We start from the raw sequence: 20,615 nt of genomic DNA on the forward strand, positions 1-20,615 counted from the left end.
AAACCGCTGTTTGAACCTGCAATTGCCATAATATGAAAAGACTACTCTTTTTTCTTCTAACCATTCTACCATTTAGCAGTATAGCCTTTCAGGCGAATCCACCTATATACTCAGTTTATCTGATTGGAGATGCTGGTGAACCTTACGAAAACCCTGTGCTCACATTGCTCAAGAAAGAGCTAGATATGGCTGGAGAAAATGCAGCAGTCATTTTTTTGGGAGATAACATTTACCCTAAAGGAATGCCTCCGGAAGATCATCCGCTAAGGGCAGAAGCTGAATTGGCTATTGATGGCCAAATCAATGCTGTTAAAGACTTTGCCGGCAAAAAAGTGTTTATACCTGGCAACCACGACTGGGCTCAGGGAAGAAGCTATGGAGTAGACTGGCTGCGCAACCAAGAAGATTATGTAGAAAATGCTTTGAACAATCTTGACGTATGGATTCCTACCAGAGGTTGTCCTGGGCCTGTTGAAATTGATCTTAACGAGAAAATCACCCTAGTTGTAATAGACACTCAGTGGTTTTTGCACAAGGGCAGAAAGCCAGAAGAAGGAAATAACTGCGGAGTAACTTCTTTGGTAGAAGTGGGAGCACTCTTGCAAGATATTCTAAAGAGAAATGCTCACAAAAAAGTGATAGTTAGCTCACACCACCCTATGTACACATATGGAATTCATGGAGGTGTTTTTGGGCTGAAAGATCATATTTTCCCACTTACGGCTTCAAAAAAGCTCAAGAACCTGTACATACCACTCCCGGTTATTGGCTCCATTTACCCGATGTACAGAAAGATCTTCGGAAACATTCAAGACAATACGCACCCCGTTTATAAGCAGTTCAGAGATGGCATGGTTCAATTAATGAAAACCCACCCTGACGTAATTCATACGGCAGGCCATGAGCATGCGCTAGAACACATAGAAAAAGAAGACATGCATTTTGTTGTCAGTGGGTCTGGCGCCAAAAACAATGCCCATGTAAAGCAGAAAGGAAATGCTCTTTTTGCACAAAATACTATGGGCTACGGCAGGCTAGACTACTACAATGATGGAAAAGTAACCCTTACCTTTATCACTCCAGAAGGAGGCCAGGCGAAAGAACTCTATTCAGCGGTTTTGTCTGAAAACCCGTTCCCCCCAAATCCGGAAGATCTGATTGCTAAATTCAACACTAACGAGTTTAAGGATAAAACCGTTGTATTTCCTGCATCACTCAAATACAACAATAAGAGCAACCTCCACAAAAGCTTATTTGGAGCCAATTACCGAGAAGAATGGGCTGCAGAAGTAGAGCATCCAGTTTTTGACATTGGCTCTGTAAAAGGCGGACTCAAAATTTTGAAAAAGGGTGGAGGGCATCAAACCATTTCGCTAAGGCTAGAGGCTGAAGATGGTAAGCAGTATGTTTTGAGATCTATAGATAAGAATCCAGCACTCACACTTCCGCCAAACCTGCGTAGAACATTTATTAAAGGCATTGTTCAAGATGGCATTTCATCTTCTCATCCTTACGCTCCCACTGTAATTCCTCCATTGGCTGATGCTGCTGGAATTTACCACGCCAACCCTGAGATTTACTACATTCCAGACGATCCTCGATTTGGTATTTACAGAAAAGACTTTGCTAACACCTTGGCGCTGTTCGAAGAAAGAGCGAACAAAGAGCATATATCAGAGCCATTTTTTGGCGCTGGAGACGATGTTCATTCTAGCATTGAACTATATGAAAAGCTTCAAGACGATAATGATGAAAAGGTTGATGAGGCGTTTGTTGTCAGAAATCGCTTGTTCGATATGTGGTTAGGCGATTGGGATCGTCATGACGACCAGTGGAGATGGGTTGAGTTCGACCAAAAAGATGATAAAAAGCTCTACCGACCAATACCTAGAGACAGAGACGTAGCCTTTTTTGCTGGAGAAGGTGCTTTTAAAAAACTCTCAGCATCTAAATGGGCGCAACCAGCCCTAAAAGGTTTCCATGACGAAATCAGTTACACTCCTTCTTATGGTTTCTACAGAATTCGTTGGTTTGATAGGTACTTTATGACCGAACCAGACGAGGCTTCTTGGGTGCAACAAGCGAATGAGCTAAAAGCTGCCTTAACTGATGAAGTAATAGAATCGGCCTTTAAAGTTTGGCCACAAGAAATCTATAACCTTTCAGGCGAAGAAATTATCCGCAAACTCAAGAACAGAAGGGATAACCTAGATACTTACGCTCGAGACTATTTCCGCTTTCTCTCTAAAACCGTGAACGTTCTTGGAAGTGATAAACGTGAACGTTTTGTTGTAGAAAGGCTAGATGATGAGCATACTAAGGTTACCATGTTCAAAATCTCAGACAAGGGCAATCTTGAAAAGAAGTATGAGAGAACCTTCAAAACCTCCATCACTGAAGAAATAAGACTATACGGCTTCGATCAGGAAGATGAGTTTATTATCTCTGGCGATGTAAATGAAGGAATTGTTGTAAGAATAATTGGTGGTGGCGACAAAGACTTAATAAAAGACTCTAGTAATGTGCGAGGCGCTAAGAAACACACTATTGTTTACGACAAAACTAAGAGCACAACCATTGAAGCCAGCCTAGAAACCAAAGACAATACATCTGACGATGATCCAGACATCAATCAGTATGATATGGAAGAGTTCGACTTTGATGTAACTATGCCACTTGTAAGCTTCAACTACAACCCCGATGATGGGATTTTCATTGGTGGTGGGTTTATGAGAAAGAATGATGGTTTTAGAAAAGAACCTTACGCCAGCAAACACAAAGTACTAGCCAATTATGCTGTGGCCACAAGCTCGTACAATCTGAGCTACGAAGCAGAGTTTGTAGACATATTAGGCAGAGCAAATCTACTTTTAGACTTGGACGTAAAAGCTCCAAACTTTGTAAATAACTTCTTTGGCTTAGGAAATGAAACTGAATACAATAAAGATTTAGACCTTACCTATTACAGAACTCGCTACCAGTCTTACTTGGTGAACCCTAGCCTGAGCTTCCCAGTGGGAGCCAGTGCCAATTTTGTAATTGGCGGCCGTGTGTGGGGAGTTGAAATAGAAGAAAACAATGATCGCTTTATTTCTGACTTTCCTAATAATGGTCTGAATCCGAATATCATAGAGGAGCACAGAACCTACGTTGGAGGAAACATAGGCTTTCATTTTGAAACTAAAGACGATGAAATTTTCCCAAAAAGGGGAGTTACATTTAACACTGATGTTATCTATGACAATGGCATTGGAGAGCTAGCTAAAAACAGTGCAAGATGGACTACTGACTTAACTTTTAGATGGGTGCTCGATGGTTTTGGCCGTACATCAATGGCTACCAGAGTAGGATACAATAAGTCTTTCGGTGATTACGAGTTTTATCAGGCCAGCAGATTAGATGGTTTCAATACTCTAAGGGGTTATAGAAGGTACAGATTTGCGGGCGAGAGCAGTTTCTACCATCAAGTAGACCTAAGAGTAGACTTGTTTGAGTGGAGAAATTACTTCTTGCCAGCAAGAGTTGGCCTTATTCTATTCAACGACATTGGCCGAGTTTGGGTAGATGGAGAAGACTCCAACAAACTGCACCATGGTTATGGTGGAGGCGTTTACCTCACCCCATTTGGGCAGTTTGCTGTGAACATTTTATTAGCCCGATCTGAAGAAAACTTCCTTCCGCTATTCAAGCTAGGCTTCTATTTCTAATTATACATTAGGAATATCTACATAAAAAGAGGTGCCTTTACCCACTTCCGAGCTGAAGGTAATGGTACCTCCATGCATTTCTATGAACTGCTTTACAATAACTAAACCTAAGCCTGTGCCTTCTATATCTCCAACATTAGAGGCCCTAGAAAAAGATTCAAAAAGGTTCGGTTGATCCCTCTCTGGTATACCAATTCCGTAATCGTTTACCACAACAGAAATACCATTATCAGAAAACTTGATCACTACATCTGGATCTTTCTTAGCTCCTGAGTACTTGAGCGCATTGCTAATTAGGTTAGAAATAGCGTGAGAAATTAACTGACTATCCAAAAGTAGCTGGCGTTCCTTACCTTCTACGGTTAAACCAACTGATCGGTTTTTATACTGAACTTGGCACTCTTGAATTACCTGCTTTACTATACCTGTTAAAGACGTTATCTCTTTCTTTAGATGAGTTTTTCCTACATCTAGACGCCCCAAAGTGAATACGTCTTTTAGCAATGAGTTTAGGCGATCTAATTCAGTTCTAATTCTAGTTACGTGCTTCACAAGCTTGTTATCTGGCATTTCTGGTCTATTATCCAGATACATGCTGATAAGTTCGTTACTCGATTGAATGGTGGTTAATGGTGTTCTGAACTCATGCGATGCCATTGAAATAAAGCTAGACTTAAGCTTATTAAGCTGTCGTTCTTTTTCAATAACCTTAACAATCTCACTAATGTCTCTAGTTGAAGTAAGCACAAACTGTACTTTATTTTCTTGGTTCATAACAGCGCTCATAGAAACACCTGCCCAGAAGTACTCACCATCCTTCTTTTGAATTCGGTACTGGGTCATCACATTGGTGCTTTTATTGGCAATGGTGTCTCTAAAAACTTCCAATGCACGCTTGCTGTCATCAGGATGAATGAACTCCTCTAGCGTCATTTCCATCTTTTCTTCCACAGAATAACCTTCGAGCCTTTCGCAAGAAGGTGAAACAAACGTATAAGAACCGTCTAGCTTATAAAGGCAAATTACATCGGCAGAGTTTTCGGACACCAGTTTATACTGTTCTTCCTTGGCACGAAGCTTCTCTTCAGTAATCTTCTTTTCGGTAATGTCAATTTTATTTGCCCTCCAGTAAATAGGCTTGTCTTCTTCATCGAAAATTAAGCCGCCAGTAGCCTGAATCCATCTCCACTCGCCATTCTTATGCTTATACCTGAAGTAGCTTGTTTTCTCTTTGATTCTTTTCTCCAGACTCTCCGTAAAATCTTTCTCTATAGCAGAAACATCTTCAGGGTGTACAAACTCTAAGGCATTTTTGCCCAGCATCTCCTCCACTTCATAGCCCATAGACTCTTTCACCGATGGGGTAACAAATAGATAGTTACCTTCTAAATCCATGAGCGTAACAATGTCGTTGGAGTTTTCAGTAATAAGCTTGTAGCGTTCTTCACTCTCTTTTAGCTTCTGCTGAGCCTCCACTCTATCTGTTACATTTCTTGTGGAAGTTTGTAAGAAAATAGCTTCTCCATTATCGTCCAAAATAGCGCCACCCACAGTTTCTAACCACTCCAATTCGCCCTCTTTATTTTTAGCCTGAAAAGTAATGCTTACAGTTTTTAGCTTACCCTCAATTACGCTAAGCATGGTATCCGAAACCTTGTACAAGTATTCAGGCGCAATAATCTCTCGCAACCTTAGCTTCTGAAGTTCCATTGGCGTATACCCCAATACTTCTTTTGAAGAAGGAGAGGCAAATACAAATCGGCCATTCAGCTCGTGTAAGCAGATACAGTCACTCGAGTTTTCTGAAATGAGCTTGTACTTAGCTTCACTTTCGCGAAGCTTAGTTTGTGCTTCCTTTAGAGTAGTTATGTTAGAGAGAGAACCTACAGCCCGTATTGGTTTATCCTCTTTTCCGTAAATAATTCCGGCTTTAAAAAGTGCCCAAATTATACGGTCGTTGGCAGCCGCTAATCTAAATTCTAAAGTGATTTTATCGCGTTTACTTTCAATAGCCTGCTGAAGAATAGAAATGAACTCCTTCTTATCTACATCGTGCAAATATTTAGCTATCAGCAAGTCGTCTAAAGGATTCTCTTCAGGAGGAATACCCATTCCTTCCCAAAATTGAGGCGAAAGATAGGATCGCTTAGTATTGAAGTCATACTCCCAAATGGCATCGTTAGTACCTTCTACAGCTAACTGATATCTTTCATTACTTTCTTGCAGTTGGCGCTCTAGATTCTTTCTATCGGTAACATCTTGCAGAATGGTGATAAAGCACTCCTGATTCTGAAAGTCTAGGGGCATACTTGAAGCACTTACCCAAAAAGACTCTCCTTTTTTGTTCTTTAAAACCAGCTCATGACTTTGAATATGTCCATCGGTTTGGAGCCTGTCTATGTATGACTTTCTACCTTCAAAATTCTGGTAAAAGTGAATCACTTTTTTCCCCAGAAAGTCTACAGGAGACATTTCATACACCTTGAAAAGAACCTCATTGGCAAAAATCACTTTACCATCTTCTTTGGTGGAGATAAAAACAGGGTCAGGAAGAGCATCTACTATTGCCTTTAACCTCTGTTGGCTTAGCTCTAAATTTAAGCGAGACCGCCTGATGTTATCAATATCTTCAGTTATGCCATCTAACCTAATGGGCTTATCGTCTTCATAGAGCACACTAATTCTATCTCTATAATACCTGTAAGTATCCTTTTTTCTTAGCGACTTGTAAGCATAACTAGCTTTGCCAGAACTCAGTGCATTAACTACCTCTTCTAGCACTCTTTCTCTATCGTCTGGGTGAATTCTCTGTTGCCACTCTTCCATGGTTTTAGGAAGCGGGTCTAAGTCTTCTGGGTTACCGAATCGAGCTATTGGATTATTATGATATAAAATTTCGTAAGGTTCACTAGTCAAATCAATTGACCATACAACCTCGGTAAGATTATCTACCACAGAGCGTAATTGAACCGTCCTATTTTTGACATCCAGTAAATCGTCTGTAGCACCTTTTAAAATGTTTTCCATCACCTGAGAGCGTAAGAAGCGTGTTTTTTGGATAATTTTAAGATACTATTTTAGTAGTTTTCCGCCAATTAACCTCATTTTTTAGCATATTCACCTAAATGACCAAAGCAGATTAGCCATGGACAACGACTATCAAAACAGCCCTAAAATATTAATTGTTGAAGATGAGCCTTTCATAGCAGAAAATCTTCAAGAAATGTTAGGCATTTTCGGCTATGAAAATACAGAGATAGCCAACTCTGCCAACCAGGCTATTAAAGCCATAAAAGCTTCCAGACCGGACCTTATACTGTTAGACGTAAAGATAAAAGGAGACCAAGATGGAATTGAGCTAGGCGGCATCATTAAAGAGCAGTACAAAGTACCGTTTGTGTACATCACCTCTTATTCAGACAAAGACACTGTTAATAGAGCTAAGCAAACTCAGCCTTTAGGCTTTATAGTTAAGCCTTTTACAAAAGATGATGTATATGCGGCTATTGAAGTAGCGCTATTTAATAAGAACAGACAGGCAGTAATTTCTGGAGAAAGACTACCAGAAAACAACCCTACCACCTACAACAACGACTCTATCTTTATTAAGAAGAAGAGCATGTTGGAGAAAGTGAAATACAGTGATCTTGAGTGGATTGAAGCAGATGGTAACCACATTACCATTCATGCGAGTGATGGCCGTGATTTTACTATTAGAAAATCTCTTAAAGAGATTACGGACAGACTGCCAAAAGATAGATTCTTAAGGGTTCACAAATCATTTGTAGTATTAGTAGATTCGGTAACAGCCATAGACACCAATTTTGTTTATCTAGGCCAAAAGAAAATTCCGATAGGAAGGTCTTACTACAATGCCTTTACAGCAACTCTAAATACAATTAGCGCTAGCTAATCAGTTTCTCGAATAGCTGTAAATAACTGGAGTATCTCCGTTAGATTCACTTAAAGTGAAGTAACCAGATTCATCTGTTGCCCAGGCAATAGCCTCTCCTTGGGGCTCTTGCCTGTAATTCAGACGACTAGGCTGGGTAGCCAAAAGCTCTTGAATACTTTCGTTACCACTTTTAGCCCAATGATATACGTTGGAGTAGTTTTTTATTAGCACCTCATTGCCTGAAGGCGATATATCTGCTGCTACTACAAAAGTGAATGGCAGTACCATTACCCTTTCTGCTGTGTTCTGTTCAGTAGTGCTTTGTGGATAAGACAGTTTGTAGAGTATTACGCTAGGTTCTCTCTTAGTGATTATGTAAATATCTCTGGTTTCAGGATCTACAAAAATCGACTCTGCATCTCTTGCACCATCTTCATAAATATAATTGATGGTTTCCACATCGTTGAGCGTAGCAGTAGCAGGCAAGTCTACTCTAGCTCCTCCAACACCAAATTGCTCAGAAACATCTGGCTCTGGCACTCTATATATATTTAAGCTCTCCCTTACAGCGTTATTATCTCCAATATCGGCTGCATATAGGTAGTTAAGGTTGTCGTCAGGGCCAGCTCCGATAGCCAAGTCTTCCCAATCCCTATTCTGAGCCCCACTTAATTCATATCTACCAGAGTCTGCTCCCTGAAGAGTGAACAGGTAAAGCACGGGATCACCTCCACTATCATTGTGAGACCATAGGTATTCAGGATTAGAACGGCTATTCACTAACCCAGAAGCCTCATCTAGATCTGAAACTTGGAGTTCGCCAGTAGCCTGTGGAGCAGAGAAAAGTGATGAAATCTCTTGGTCATCATCTTGAGGGTTCTCGTCACTCTGCGGAGACTTACAGCCATTGGCACAAAGTAAGAACAAGCAGAAAATAGCGGTTAGGTTTCTCATAACTCTTTTAAGTAGTTCTAAATCCATGTTGGAACTCGAAAATGTAACTGCTCTTTTCTGCTTTTATTTTGTTTTGAAAACTATTTGAGGCTAGCTCTTACTTTAGCCACCTGCTCTTTAGTTACCATTTTTTCCGCCTTATTCCCGAAAGAATTCATCACGTAATTCAATACATTGGCAATATCAGTGTCGTCCAGACCAGAAGCCGGCATCACCTGATTATATTTCTTTCCATTTACGGTAATCTCTCCCTGAAGCCCTTCAATTAAGTTTTTGATGTTTCTAGTAACATCTTTCATCAAATAGTCTGACTTAGCTAATGGAGGAAAAACATTAGGAATACCCTGACCTTTATCCATATGACAGGCCATACAAACTTGGTTGTAAGTATTTTTTCCGGCTTCCATGCTTTTTTTCAGAGCATCACTCTGATCTTCAGCAGATTTAAATGAAAATGAAGCCAGCAATAGGCCACAAAAAAGGGTTAAAAGGGTAAGTTTCTTAGTATTCATAGTCTTGCGTTTCGTATCGTCTAAAGTACTTAAGATTATTTACTTAATTAAGGCTTTATTAGTTTATCGATTGCTAAATATCTAGCTCCACCTGGTTTTTCAAAAGGTCTTCAAACTCCTCTCTCTTTCTTATAAGATGTGCCTTTCCTTCATAAATAAGCACCTCGGCAGGTCTTAGCCTAGAGTTATAATTAGAAGCCATGCTAAAAGAGTATGCTCCAGCATTTTTGAAAGCCAGAATATCACCTTCCTTTACTTCACTAAGCTTTCTGTCTAAACCGAACGTATCGGTTTCACAGATATAGCCAACCACCGTATAAACACGTTTCGTGCCAGAGGTATTTGAAACATTGACTATCTCATGGTAGGCATCGTACATCATTGGTCTAATTAGGTGATTCATTCCTGAATCTACTCCAGCAAACACAGTTGCCGGTGTTGTTTTCACCACATTAGTTTTAGTAAGAAATACACCAGACTCACTTACCAGAAACTTTCCAGGCTCGAACCACATTTGTAATTTCCTACCATAAGCCTCGCAAAACTCATTAAAAGCTGCTGAGAGTTTTTGACCTACCTCCTCAATATCGGTGGTAATATCTCCTTCTTTATAAGCCACTTTAAAGCCACTTCCAAAATCTATAAAGTCTAGATTAGTGAAGTTCTTAGCAGCATCGAAAAGTATTTCTGCAGCCCTTAAAAACACCTCCGCATCCAATATGTCAGATCCGGTATGCATATGAAGCCCAACAACATTTAAGTTGTAAGTTGAAACCACTTTAAGTATGTGAGCCATTTGATATATGGAAATACCAAACTTCGAATCGGCATGACCTGTAGAAATCTTTTTATTTCCTCCAGCCATAATGTGCGGGTTCAGTCGAATACACACCGGAACTGAGTCATGGTATTCATTTCCAAACTGCTCCAAGATGGAAATATTATCTAAGTTGATCATTACACCGATTTTCACGGCTTCTTGAATTTCAGCGAAGGAAACACAATTGGGAGTATATAGAATCTGCCCTGGGCTAAAACCTGCTTTGAGCCCCATTCTTACCTCTTGAATTGAAACACAGTCTAACTCAGACCCATAACTTTTGAGTAGCTTAAGGATAGAAAGGTTGGTTAAAGATTTACAGGCAAACTTAACCTTCATATCTACGGTACTAAATGCCGAATTCAATCTATCGAACTGTGACTTTATTTTAGTAGCGTCATAAACGTAAAGTGGAGTTCCGTACTCTGCAGCGAGATCTTCTAAAACAACTCCTTGAATGCTGAATTTATCGTTAACCAATTCCATCTGTTTCAAATTGAGCGCCAAATATATAGCCAATAAAACAAAAAGAGGAAGTTTGACCGACTTCCTCTTCGAATTACTCAACTAAAACTAATTATTACTCGATTACCAAGCGTTTGGTAAGCGCTTTGCCGTTTTGAACTAACTTCATTATATAAATTCCTTTTCCTTGAGAGGAGAGGTCTACTTTTAAAACATATTGTCCATCACTTGGCTTACCCACTCTATTAAATACTTCGTTTCCACTATCATCTACAATGATCACCTGCACTGGGGCATCGCTCTTAGTTTCAAGTTCTACATCAAACCTTCCATCACTTGGGTTAGGGTAAAAGTTAATGTCTCTTAACTCTAGGCTCTCCATCTCATTGGTTCCCACGGCCTTTTTATCATCTTCATTAGCAGATCGAACCATTACTTTGGCTCTAGTAATTACCCTCACATCATCTCTATCGTCTTCGTCTCCATAACTCCATGATCCAAAATTCCCTCTATCTCCCCAGTCATCGAAATCAAAATTGAAGCGAAAACCTTGAAACTGGTCTTTCATTGCATCTCGCAAAGAGTCTACATCCATAATCTCTTCACCATTGAAAAAGAATCTGCCATTATCATTTCTAAAATCGAATCGCTTCACTAGCGAATCCATATCCATGAATTGATCTGTGTCGAAATCGAAAGCAAAGTTGCCACCAAAGCCTCTCATCATTTCCTGCATTCTTTCCTGCATATCTAAGAATGGAGACATGTCGAAATCTTCATCATCCAAAAAACCTTGGGCTGGTCTATTATGCAAAAAGAACTGTGGCTTATTGCCTCCGAAAGAAAAGCCCAATGCATTTTTATCTATGCCATACTTCTCCAAGTCCGGATCGTTCTGCATTTCCTCACGAGACTCGTAAGTTTTTTCGAAAGTGGTTTCATCATTGCCTTTCTTTTGAACCACCTTTAGCTTGACCTTGCCTTCATGGGTTGTAGAAATAGACACAGATTGACTTTCCCTTATCTTTTCATCTTGAGCCAAAACGGCCACACTTAGTACCATCAGAAGTGCAACCATTGCACTTCTAAGTCTCATAAATTGATAGAAAACTGACCTTTTCATTTTTTACCTCCTTATTCATTCAAAAGTACTTTGAGAACTTGCAAATCGTTGTTAAATGCCGGTTAAACGATGTTAATAATTGTTAAGCTTGTGATGACACGATTTAATTAGCCGTAATTTTAAAGCGTGACGCAGAATAAGATACGTTGGTTGATAGGTTTGCTAAGTGTAGCGCTACTCGGGCTCATTGGATTCCAGTTCTACTGGATAGATGAGGTAAATACCGTTAATAGAGAGCGCTTCAATAAAGCGGTAAATGATGCACTGAATGAAGTGGCCTACAAATTAGCCATTCAGAACGATCGTGACTTTCTTCAGCAAACCATGAATAGCGGTGTTCGTTCTCCGCAGAGAAACTTAGAAATACTTCGCGACACCTTGAAGCGAATCTCTAACCCTGGCCAGTTTAGCCCTCAAAACCCTGAGAGTTTCGATCAGGATGGAGAGATACTGAGAAGCATGGTCAAAATTCAGGTAAACGAACAAACCGGGGAGTTACTCTTTAATGTAGACTTCACCACTTTTGTAAATCAGGCCCCTTCTTTTGGACCTTCTAATCGCAGTGTAAATCGCGAAGCCTTCATGGAAGATCAGCTTAATAGAAGGTTAGACATGCTTAAGGAGACTTGGCTCAACCATTTGGTAGGAAGCAACAACCTTTTTGAGCGCATCAATCCAGCAGATTTAGATACCCTACTTAGAAAGGAGCTAAAAGGCAAAGGCATTGAGTTAGAGTACAATTACGGAGTGATTGACGCCACTAACAACAACCTAAAAATACTCAATGCCAACACTAAAGAAGATGCTGCAGGAGTGAAAAACTCCAGCCTTAAGGCTAACCTTTTCCCGATGGACTTAACAGAAAAGGAGTATTTTCTTTCCGTAGACTTTCCTCAAGAAAAGAACTACCTAATGAAGCAGGCACTCTTACCGCTATCTGCTTCTGGTGTGCTTATGTTTATTGTTATTGGATGCTTTACCTACGCCATTATGGTTATTCTAAAGCAGAAGAAAATCTCTGAGATCAAAAATGATTTCATAAATAACATGACACATGAGTTTAAAACCCCTATAGCTACAGTTTCTTTAGCAACGGAAGCCCTTCAGGACGATGACATAAAGGGGAACAAAACCATTATGGACAGGTATGTTCAGGTTATAAGAGATGAAAATAAAAGGCTAGGTATGCAAGTAGAAAAGGTATTGCAGATTGCTAGTCTAGATAAAAAAGACTTTAGACTTAAGTTTGAAAAGGCCGATGTGCACGACATCATTCAAAAGGCCTTGGTTAATATAACGATAATGGTTGGGCAACGAGGTGGCGTAATTTCTAGTCAGCTTTTGGCTTCTAATCCAGAAATAGAAGCAGACAAAGTTCACTTAACTAATATTATCTACAACCTCTTAGATAATGCCAATAAGTACTCTCCAGATGCACCTGAAATACATATTCGCACCGAAAGCATATCTACTGGAGTAATTATCAAAATTACCGACAAAGGCATTGGTATGTCTAAGGAAGCTACCCAAAAAATATTTGATAAATTCTATCGTGTTTCTACAGGAAATGTTCACGACATTAAAGGGTTTGGTCTTGGACTCTCCTATGTTAAAAACATTGTAGACATGCACCAAGGTTCGGTTTCTGTAAAAAGTGAGCTGAGCAAAGGAAGTACATTTAAAGTTTTTTTACCGTTTACTCATGGCTAGTTTTAAGTTATTATTGGTTGAGGATGATCCCAATCTAGGACAGATTTTGAATGAATACCTCACCTTAAAAGGATATGAAACCACTCTTTGCAGAGATGGCGAAGAAGGAGTTTCGGCCTTTAAAAAAGAACAGTACGACCTGTGCCTCTTCGATGTAATGCTTCCTAAAAAGGATGGCTTTTCCATGGCCAAAGAAATACGCAGAACGGACTCTGTTACTCCAATAATCTTTCTCACCGCTAAATCTATGAAGGAAGACACTATTGAAGGCTTTAAAATTGGTGGCGATGATTACATCACTAAGCCCTTCAGTATGGAAGAGCTTTTATTACGTATTCAGGCTATTCTGCGTAGAACAGCAGAAAAGAACCCTCAGGTATCTGATCAGAAAGAATTCGATTTTGGTTCTTTTCACTTCGACTATGACAAGCAATTGCTCATACATGGAAACGACCAAACCAAACTTACTTCTAAAGAATCTGAACTACTAAGGTTACTTTGCTTACACGTAAATCAACCTTTAGACAGGTCTACAGCACTAAAAATTATTTGGAGAGACGACTCGTACTTTAATGCTAGAAGTATGGATGTGTACATTGCCAAATTGAGGAAACACCTAAAACCAGACCCAACCGTTCAAATTATGACTCTGCATGGCTCAGGCTTTAAGTTGATAACTGACGCTCAGATTACTGAATAAGCATATAAATTGTGCTTGGAAAGTGTCCGAAAGTTTAGTACTTTATTCAACACGCTGTTAATAAATTAATAAAGCAGCGCTTCATTTTTCTGCTTAATAAATTACTAATTTTAGCCGCCTTAAAAGTGCTCATCAACATATGATTCAGATTATACCTTCAATTTCTATCATCAACGGTAAGTTGACCCGACTAAAACAGGGTGATTATTCCCGAGAAACTGTATATAAAGACAGCCCGATAGACATTGCTAAACAATTTGAAGACTATGGCATCCGTAAAATCCATATAGTAGACTTGGATGGTGCCCGAAAAGGAAGCCCAGTGAACTATCATATTTTGGAAAGCATAGCTGGTTATACCAATCTAAAGATAGATTTCAGTGGTGGTATCAGAACGGATGGCGATATAAGCAAAGCCTATGAGCATGGCGCCACCTCTATTACAGCCTCTTCCATTGCAATTAATAAAAGAGAGCTTTTCTCTTCATGGCTAATGTCTTACGGAAGAGAGAAAATTACACTCGGTGCCGATGCTAAAAACGGCAAAATAACCATCCGTGGCTGGCAAGACGCTACTAACTTCGACCTAGAAGAACATATTGATTACTTCTATATGCGAGGCATCAAGTATGTGAAATGCTCTGATGTTGAGAAAGACGGAATTCTTGAAGGCCCGAACTTCGACCTATACAAAAAGGTAGTGGCTCTTTTCCCTCATATTAATTTCTTGGCCAGTGGCGGTGTAAGATCTGTGGATGACATTAAGAAACTTGCCGACCTAGGAGTTAAGGGAGTTATTTTCGGAAGAGCGTATTATGAAGGCAACCTAACCCTGAAGGACATAGAATCTCTAACTAAGTAGTTAGAATTCTAAAATTAGCCTCAGGGTTACATTTCTACCCATTTCATCAGCGTAGTATCTGAACCTATTCAGATAATCTCTGTATTCTGTGTTGAATAGGTTATTGACTGAAAGGTTAACCTTAAGTGTATTGGACGATATCTGCTTTTCAAAACCAGCAGAAACATCTATCAGCAAGTAAGCATCTGGCACCTCCAGTATGTCAAAAACTGACTGGTCCCCTTCAAACAAATCTGAGCCCTGATCATTCGAATCACGAATTTCAGCTATAGAAACTACTCTAGGATCATTCCTTTGCCTATCAGTATAACTTGCATCTAAACCAAAGTATGAATTCTCAAGTCCTTTAATCTTTAAATCGTATTCAATTCCACTTGATATTGAATTAGCAGGAATATTAATTAAAGGACTTTTAGAAACCCTGTCTTGGGCATAGATAAACGACACTTTGCTCTCACTTTCTAACCTCTCGGACAAATTATACTTTAAGTCGAAATCTAAACCTGAAAGAAGAGCATCAGTCTGTCGGTATCTAAATACAGGAAACGCCCCTCTAATTGTCAAGCTCACATCTTCTGGCCTCAAATAAATGTAGTCTGTTATGTAATTGATATAGCCAGACAAAGTCAAACTATACCTGTCTACGGACTTTTCTATGCTTGTAATCCACTTTACAGACTTTTCACTCTTTAACTGGTCGTTTCCTTCTTCAATAGCCGCAGAGCCATGATGTAGCCCCTCGCTATACAGCTCATTTACGTGAGGTGCTCTCCAAGCAGTTCCAATATTAGTTCTTAACTGAAAGTCATTTGGTAAAAAGAAAAGAGCACCAACAGAACCAGTAATATTATTGAAATCGAACTCCGGTTTGAGTAAGTTATTCTGCCGATCAAATCTCTTTATTAAGTAATGCCTAAAATCATAACGCGCTCCAGCCTCCAATTCATAACTGGGCTTAATGAATCTGGCAATTAAATGAGCTCCAGCCACCCAGTTTTCAAAATCAGGAATTAACGGCCGAATACCAGTTTCGGAGTCGTTCTCATTATTCTGATACATGAAGCTAGCTCCAACATCCCACTTCCAGTTACCTCTGTGCCTCATATCAAAATCTAGGTCCAAGGTATGAGTGTAAAGATCCAACGAAAGTGCTGGTATAGTCGATCTGCCCGCTCTTCTAATGTCATACTCCTGCCTAGAGTTCACTTGCATTCCATATTGAACTGAAAACTGACCCAAGTCAGAAACCTCTATATGGCCATTTGCTTTTAGGAGTTTGTGATTAACTGCCTGATAAGGGTTATTAATATCGTAGCTAAAATCTTCTATGAACAGAGGCTGCTCACTGCCAATTGCTCTTTCTAAATCTGTTAGGTTGCCAATGTGCGCACTTCTTAATATGGCTATTTCGGCATCGAAACTACTGAAGAACAACTCAGCACCTAAATTATCTTCATGATAACCAACGCCTATAGAATAGTTGTTCTCGAATGTTCCAGTATTGGTAAGCCTATAATCTGATGCTCTAGCATCTCCAGCCTTTTTATAAGTACCTTGAACTCTCCACCCAAAACCTTCTAAGCCTTTGAGACCACCTTCTAACAATAATGAACCAGCATACATTCTATTATTCTCCGCTCCAATCAAACTCGCCTTACCAGCTATACCAGGGGTTTTTGGCAATTCTGCTGGATTAACAAGTATAACCCCACCAATTGCATCGGAGCCATATTTAACCGCTGCCGCTCCTTTAATAAGCCTTAGGTTATTAGCGACAAAGGGGTCTATTTCTGGTGCATGCTCTTGCCCCCATTGCTGACCTTCTTGTCTAATGCCGTTATTAAGAATAAGAATACGATTGCTGTGCAGCCCATGAATTACTGGTTTAGCAATGGTTGGACCCGTCTGAAGCATATTTACCCCTGTAAGCCCTGACAGACTTTTACCTAAGGACTCCCCCGCTGTTTTTTCTAAGGCCTTCGTGTTGATTTCGACCCTGCTAATTGTGGCAACTTCTTCTACGGCCTCTTCCTCTACAGTAACTTCTGATAAATCTTGGACATTCACCTCTAACTTAAACTCGAATTCATTTGTACCTGCTTCTAATAACAGTGTATCTGTCAAAGTAATGAAGCCTACAAAACGAATGGAAATAATTGCCTCCTTATCACAAAGGTTTTCGAAAAGAAACTCTCCTCTTTCATCGGAAACAGTAGCTTTCTCTCCTTCATTATTCAGTATGATAGTTGCAAAAGGAATTGGCTCCCCATCCTCTGTAGAAAACACCTGGCCTCTCAGGTTAAAGTCACAATCTTGCTGAGCAATAGCTCCTTGAAAAAAGAAACAGCCTAAAAATATTACCGCAATCCACACCCGATTCATGAGGCAAAGGTAATGACTCTTGCAACTCTATTGCAAAAGCATCATTAGTATTTACAGGAATGGTTAAAAGGAATTAATTGTCTACCTGCTTGAACTTGTAGAGAAGGTAGTAGATAATGTTAAATGAGAAGTCTTGTTTGTTCTCTTTCGGTTTAATTTCTCCCTCTTGAATTGGCCTATTGATAGTGTTTTCAAGCATTGGAGTAGCGTTTCGCTTAGGCTCCTTAACAGGGATGTTAAATGGAGTGGCTGTTGGCTGAACAATCTGTTCCATCTCGCCACTTTCAAAAATCAGAGCCGAGTCTTTTTGAGTAATAATTTCATCTGATGTTTTATCATCGACACCGCCCTCCTCTTGAGCAAATACATTTTGCTCAACAAGTAGCAGGGCTACCATAGTAAGAGAAAAAATTGTGACCTTGCGAATCATACTGTCCAAATGAACGCCTAATTTAATTAAAATTTGTATTGGGCTTAACGTTCGGTAGATAATTTTGTTTACTAATTCGTAATAAATGTCAAACCTTTTTTGTGATAAACCGTCATGGAGCTAATTGAATGGAAAGATTTTGAGAAGGTAGAATTGCGCGTAGGAACCGTTCTTTCGGCCAAAATCAACGAATCTGCAAGAAAAAAAGCCTACACATTACAGATAGATTTTGGTTCTGAAATAGGCACAAAAAAAACTAGTGCTCAAATAACAGATTATTATAAGGAGGAGGATCTTGTAGGCAAACAAATAATTGCTGTTGTCAACTTTCCGCCAAAGCAAATTGGCAAGGTAATGTCTGAAGTTTTAGTTACCGGATTTCCAAGTGAAGACGGCAAAGTGGTTCTTTGCTCTCCAGATTTTAAAGTTCCCAACGGATCTAAACTCTTTTAATCGATAGCTTTGAATATAGACCAACTAGCCAAGGTTACTCATGCCGAAGTTTCCGCTCACCAAAAAAGTGAAACGGAAATATTAACGCTATGTTATGACAGCCGGCAAGCCACACATTTACCCAATGAATTATTTGTAGCGCTTAAAGGCGCTACTCAAGATGGTCACGATTACATTCCTGAATTACTGAGGAAAGGATCGAAGTTCTTTTTGGTTGAAAAAGACATACCTGTGGCTAGTGGAGGCACATTTATAAAAGTAAAGTCTTGCCTTTTGGCCTTGCAACAAATAGCGAGTTATAAGAGAAACCAATTCGAAGGGCGTGTAATTGGAATAACTGGAAGCAACGGAAAAACGATTGTCAAAGAATGGCTCACCTCTGTACTGACTACATCGCATACTGTGCTTGCTAGCCCTAAGAGCTTTAACTCCCAACTTGGGGTACCTCTTTCCGTTTGGCCTATTAGCAACAAATATGACTTAGCCATTTTTGAAGCTGGCATTTCAAAACCCAATGAAATGGAGCCGCTTCAAGAAATACTTTCTCCCGATATAGGGATATTCACCAATATTGGACCGGCACATGAGGAGAACTTCATTAACCTAGAACAGAAGGTAGAAGAGAAACTCAAACTCTTTAAAAGAGCCAAAACCTTAATTTATGACAAGGACGACCAACTTGTTAGCACGTTAATTGACAAGCATTTTAAGGGTGATAAAATTGGGTGGTCCAGAAAGAGCAATGGTTCAATATTCGTTCAGAAAGCCAGCAACAGCCTGACAATAAAATGGGGAGACAATACACATTACTTCAATACCTCTTTTGAAGACGAAGCTTCTATTCAAAACCTGACCCATGTAATTGTATGTAGCCTATTTTTAGGCATTGAAGACAACTCAATTCAAGAACGTATCGATAGGATAAAACCTGTTAATATGAGGTTGGAACTAAAAAGAGGCATTGAGGGCAATTTTGTAATTGATGACACCTACAATAATGATTTAGCGGGACTGAATAAGGCGCTCAACTTTATGGAGCAACAGCGGTCTCATGAGCAAAAAACGCTCATACTTTCAGACTTTATACAGTCCAAAGTGACTCTCGAAGACTTTGCCAAACTCAACGATCTTCTCATTTCTAAAGGAGTAGATCAGCTGATTGGCGTTGGCCCCCAACTATCCGAAGCAAGCGCATGCTTTACGATTAAATCTCGTTTCTTTAAATCGACCGAGGCGTTAATCAACTCAGATATACTAGATCAACTCAATAACCAGTTGGTACTAATTAAGGGCTCTAGGAAGTTCGCTCTTGAGCGAGTATCACTGCTTCTTACAGAAAAAGTTCATAAAACCCGGCTAGAAGTCAACCTAGACGCAGTAAGACATAATCTTCATTTTTATAAGTCCCTATTAAAGCCAAGCACCAAGGTGATGGCTGTAATAAAGGCCATGGCTTACGGCTCAGGAAGCACCGAAATTGCTAAACTATTAGAATACAATAAGATAGACTATCTGGCAGTTGCCTATGCCGATGAAGGGGTAGCCCTGAGAAAAGATGGCATCGACACGCCAATTATGGTAATGAATCCATCTGAAGATGATGTCTACGCCATGGCTAGGAATAATCTTGAGCCAGAAGTACATGGAGTAAGCCAATTAAAGCACTATTACGATGCTTTTAAATCGCTAGACAGAACGCTACCCGTGCACCTTGTGATTAATACTGGGATGAACCGGCTAGGATTTAACGAAAGCCAAATCAAACAGCTAAAAGAAGTATTAAGCCTGATGCCTGACCTAGAAGTGAAAAGTATTTTTTCTCACCTAGCCGCATCTGACGAAGCTGAACACGAAGGGTTTTCCCTCACACAAATAGAAAGCTTTAAGCAAATAGCTACTGATATAACCTCTATACTAGCTAAACAGCCCTTGTTGCACATCCTGAACTCTGGAGGAATTACTCGTTTTGCTGAACATCAGTTAGACATGGTAAGACTAGGCATAGGGCTCCATGGCGTAGAAGTGAATGAAAGGCTTCAGAGTCAACTGATGAGACCGGCACAACTGAAGACCATCATTTCACAAATCAGAGAGGTAAAAGCGGGAGAGAGCATTGGTTATGGCAGAAAAGGAAAGGCCTTACAAGATATGACTATTGCCGTGATGGCCATTGGTTATGCCGATGGTTACCTAAGAGTGTTTGGCAATGGCAATGCCTATGTTTCCATCAACCAGCAGAAAGCAAAAACAATTGGCAATGTGTGCATGGACATGACCATGATTGACATAACTGGTCTTTCAGTAAAAGAGGGAGATGAGGTTACTGTTTTTGGAAACAGCCCTACAGTATCGGAACTAGCAAAATGGGCCAACACCATTCCGTATGAAATACTAACTAATGTAAGTGGAAGGGTACAAAGAGTGTTCTATGCTGAATAGTTAACCTCCACAACCTATGTTTCTTTTCAAATCTACATCCTTAGGAAAACCACCAAAATCAAAACCTGTATCATCCTCTTCTTTATCGTTTTTCACTACTTGAGGCTTCTTGGTATTTTGCTCTTTTTTTAAAGCTTTCTTTTTGCTTTTAGCCATAGACATA

15 protein-coding genes are annotated in these 20,615 nt (G+C 39.8%); 7 read left to right on the forward strand and 8 right to left on the reverse strand.

Annotated elements, in window-relative coordinates; genetic code table 11:
* Positions 1–32: 32 nt before the first annotated feature.
* On the forward strand, positions 33–3,707 hold the full coding sequence (locus T7867_RS04185) for a metallophosphoesterase (RefSeq protein ID WP_322299852.1): 3,675 nt from the start codon (positions 33–35) through the stop codon (positions 3,705–3,707).
* Here the strand turns inward: T7867_RS04185 and T7867_RS04190 are convergent, their stop codons facing one another.
* Positions 3,708–6,734: a PAS domain-containing protein gene (locus T7867_RS04190; RefSeq protein ID WP_322299853.1), complete on the reverse strand. Its 3,027-nt coding sequence runs from the start codon at positions 6,732–6,734 to the stop codon at positions 3,708–3,710.
* A gap of 118 nt (positions 6,735–6,852) precedes the next feature.
* Here T7867_RS04190 and T7867_RS04195 point away from each other — a divergent pair, with 118 nt between their 5' ends.
* Positions 6,853–7,620, forward strand: coding sequence for a response regulator (locus T7867_RS04195; RefSeq protein WP_068216093.1), 768 nt, complete (start codon positions 6,853–6,855; stop codon positions 7,618–7,620).
* Here T7867_RS04195 and T7867_RS04200 read toward each other — a convergent pair whose 3' ends face one another.
* The 4 genes from T7867_RS04200 to T7867_RS04215 all read right to left on the reverse strand — a co-directional run bounded on the left by T7867_RS04200 (position 7,621) and on the right by T7867_RS04215 (position 11,476).
* A complete protein-coding gene (locus T7867_RS04200) occupies positions 7,621–8,556 on the reverse strand; it encodes a hypothetical protein (protein WP_322299854.1) in 936 nt (311 codons plus the stop codon).
* Between the two features lie 80 nt (positions 8,557–8,636).
* Positions 8,637–9,068: a c-type cytochrome gene (locus tag T7867_RS04205; protein WP_084375541.1), complete on the reverse strand. Its 432-nt coding sequence runs from the start codon at positions 9,066–9,068 to the stop codon at positions 8,637–8,639.
* Positions 9,069–9,141: 73 nt separating this feature from the next.
* Positions 9,142–10,374, reverse strand: coding sequence for a diaminopimelate decarboxylase (lysA, locus tag T7867_RS04210; protein ID WP_322299855.1), 1,233 nt, complete (start codon positions 10,372–10,374; stop codon positions 9,142–9,144).
* A gap of 94 nt (positions 10,375–10,468) precedes the next feature.
* On the reverse strand, positions 10,469–11,476 hold the full coding sequence (locus tag T7867_RS04215; protein ID WP_322299856.1) for a T9SS type A sorting domain-containing protein: 1,008 nt from the start codon (positions 11,474–11,476) through the stop codon (positions 10,469–10,471).
* 126 nt (positions 11,477–11,602) lie between these two features.
* Between T7867_RS04215 and T7867_RS04220 the strand changes: the two genes are divergently transcribed.
* From T7867_RS04220 to T7867_RS04230, 3 genes are all read left to right on the forward strand, one after another.
* Entirely contained in the window at positions 11,603–13,186 is a 1,584-nt protein-coding gene (locus T7867_RS04220) for a sensor histidine kinase (protein WP_322299857.1), read from the forward strand.
* Positions 13,179–13,886: a response regulator transcription factor gene (locus T7867_RS04225; RefSeq protein WP_068216101.1), complete on the forward strand. Its 708-nt coding sequence runs from the start codon at positions 13,179–13,181 to the stop codon at positions 13,884–13,886. The genes T7867_RS04220 and T7867_RS04225 overlap by 8 nt, the downstream gene beginning before the upstream one ends.
* Before the next feature lie 139 nt (positions 13,887–14,025).
* Positions 14,026–14,748: a 1-(5-phosphoribosyl)-5-[(5-phosphoribosylamino)methylideneamino]imidazole-4-carboxamide isomerase gene (locus T7867_RS04230; protein ID WP_068216103.1), complete on the forward strand. Its 723-nt coding sequence runs from the start codon at positions 14,026–14,028 to the stop codon at positions 14,746–14,748.
* Here T7867_RS04230 and T7867_RS04235 read toward each other — a convergent pair whose 3' ends face one another.
* Positions 14,749–17,130 (reverse strand): TonB-dependent receptor, encoded by a 2,382-nt coding sequence (locus T7867_RS04235; RefSeq protein WP_322299858.1) that lies wholly within the window; start codon positions 17,128–17,130, stop codon positions 14,749–14,751. It abuts the gene before it with no gap.
* A gap of 73 nt (positions 17,131–17,203) precedes the next feature.
* Positions 17,204–17,560 (reverse strand): hypothetical protein, encoded by a 357-nt coding sequence (locus tag T7867_RS04240; RefSeq protein WP_288339813.1) that lies wholly within the window; start codon positions 17,558–17,560, stop codon positions 17,204–17,206.
* Positions 17,561–17,674: 114 nt separating this feature from the next.
* Here T7867_RS04240 and T7867_RS04245 point away from each other — a divergent pair, with 114 nt between their 5' ends.
* Both T7867_RS04245 and T7867_RS04250 read left to right on the forward strand, forming a co-directional pair.
* Positions 17,675–18,013 (forward strand): tRNA-binding protein, encoded by a 339-nt coding sequence (locus T7867_RS04245; protein ID WP_068216108.1) that lies wholly within the window; start codon positions 17,675–17,677, stop codon positions 18,011–18,013.
* Between the two features lie 9 nt (positions 18,014–18,022).
* Positions 18,023–20,452: a bifunctional UDP-N-acetylmuramoyl-tripeptide:D-alanyl-D-alanine ligase/alanine racemase gene (locus T7867_RS04250; protein ID WP_322299859.1), complete on the forward strand. Its 2,430-nt coding sequence runs from the start codon at positions 18,023–18,025 to the stop codon at positions 20,450–20,452.
* On the opposite strand, the gene T7867_RS04255 is transcribed toward T7867_RS04250, so the two are convergent.
* On the reverse strand, positions 20,453–20,608 hold the full coding sequence (locus T7867_RS04255; protein ID WP_185101180.1) for a hypothetical protein: 156 nt from the start codon (positions 20,606–20,608) through the stop codon (positions 20,453–20,455).
* Between the last annotated feature and the right edge of the window lie 7 nt (positions 20,609–20,615).

Source organism: Roseivirga spongicola (assembly GCF_034376045.1).
Taxonomy (GTDB): Bacteria; Bacteroidota; Bacteroidia; order Cytophagales; family Cyclobacteriaceae; genus Roseivirga; species Roseivirga spongicola.

What these genes read in the sequence shown, in the direction of transcription:
- T7867_RS04190 (WP_322299853.1), bottom strand. Translation starts at nt 6,734, where the DNA reads ATGGAAAACATTTTAAAAGGTGCTACAGACGATTTACTGGATGTCAAA.
- T7867_RS04200 (WP_322299854.1), bottom strand. Translation starts at nt 8,556, where the DNA reads ATGAGAAACCTAACCGCTATTTTCTGCTTGTTCTTACTTTGTGCCAAT.
- T7867_RS04240 (WP_288339813.1), bottom strand. Translation starts at nt 17,560, where the DNA reads ATGATTCGCAAGGTCACAATTTTTTCTCTTACTATGGTAGCCCTGCTA.
- T7867_RS04195 (WP_068216093.1), top strand. Translation starts at nt 6,853, where the DNA reads ATGGACAACGACTATCAAAACAGCCCTAAAATATTAATTGTTGAAGAT.
- T7867_RS04255 (WP_185101180.1), bottom strand. Translation starts at nt 20,608, where the DNA reads ATGGCTAAAAGCAAAAAGAAAGCTTTAAAAAAAGAGCAAAATACCAAG.
- T7867_RS04235 (WP_322299858.1), bottom strand. Translation starts at nt 17,130, where the DNA reads ATGAATCGGGTGTGGATTGCGGTAATATTTTTAGGCTGTTTCTTTTTT.
- lysA (WP_322299855.1), bottom strand. Translation starts at nt 10,374, where the DNA reads ATGGAATTGGTTAACGATAAATTCAGCATTCAAGGAGTTGTTTTAGAA.
- T7867_RS04215 (WP_322299856.1), bottom strand. Translation starts at nt 11,476, where the DNA reads ATGAAAAGGTCAGTTTTCTATCAATTTATGAGACTTAGAAGTGCAATG.
- T7867_RS04185 (WP_322299852.1), top strand. Translation starts at nt 33, where the DNA reads ATGAAAAGACTACTCTTTTTTCTTCTAACCATTCTACCATTTAGCAGT.
- T7867_RS04245 (WP_068216108.1), top strand. Translation starts at nt 17,675, where the DNA reads ATGGAGCTAATTGAATGGAAAGATTTTGAGAAGGTAGAATTGCGCGTA.
- T7867_RS04205 (WP_084375541.1), bottom strand. Translation starts at nt 9,068, where the DNA reads ATGAATACTAAGAAACTTACCCTTTTAACCCTTTTTTGTGGCCTATTG.
- T7867_RS04225 (WP_068216101.1), top strand. Translation starts at nt 13,179, where the DNA reads ATGGCTAGTTTTAAGTTATTATTGGTTGAGGATGATCCCAATCTAGGA.
- T7867_RS04230 (WP_068216103.1), top strand. Translation starts at nt 14,026, where the DNA reads ATGATTCAGATTATACCTTCAATTTCTATCATCAACGGTAAGTTGACC.